The organism is Pauljensenia sp. UMB1177, assembly GCF_030217965.1.
Taxonomy (GTDB): Bacteria; Actinomycetota; Actinomycetes; order Actinomycetales; family Actinomycetaceae; genus Pauljensenia; species Pauljensenia turicensis_A.
This window is the reverse complement of the sequence record NZ_JASOOV010000024.1, coordinates 1-292: the sequence shown is the minus strand read 5'-3', so window position 1 is coordinate 292 and position 292 is coordinate 1. Positions and strand designations below refer to the sequence as shown.

Sequence of the window (292 nt, the reverse complement as noted above, 5' to 3'; positions counted from 1 at the left end):
GAAGCCTGCTAAGGGCTTTTTTGTTATGGCTAAAAAAGGAAACCAATTTACCAGATATAGCTCCGAATTTAAATGATAGGTGGTGGAAGATTACCCCAGTGGATAAAACGTGGAAATGCATTTTTTATCTTATCAAAGTTTCAAAAGCTAAAAACATTTCGCTTGATGACTTTGAAGAGGTTGTTGCTAGTCTCTATCTTAGCGTTGGGGTATGGGAGTTCAAGAACGATGTTAGTATTGTTTTGGCCTTTCAGAAAGTTCATAATCTCCAGTGGACTTACTCGTTGTATGA

The 292-nt window shown here is 37.3% G+C and carries 1 protein-coding gene; it reads left to right on the top strand.

Going from position 1 to position 292, the window contains the following annotated elements:
* Positions 1-98: 98 nt before the first annotated feature.
* Positions 99-292 (top strand): hypothetical protein (locus QP442_RS08430; RefSeq protein ID WP_285069785.1); only part of this gene is annotated, 194 nt, incomplete at its 3' end.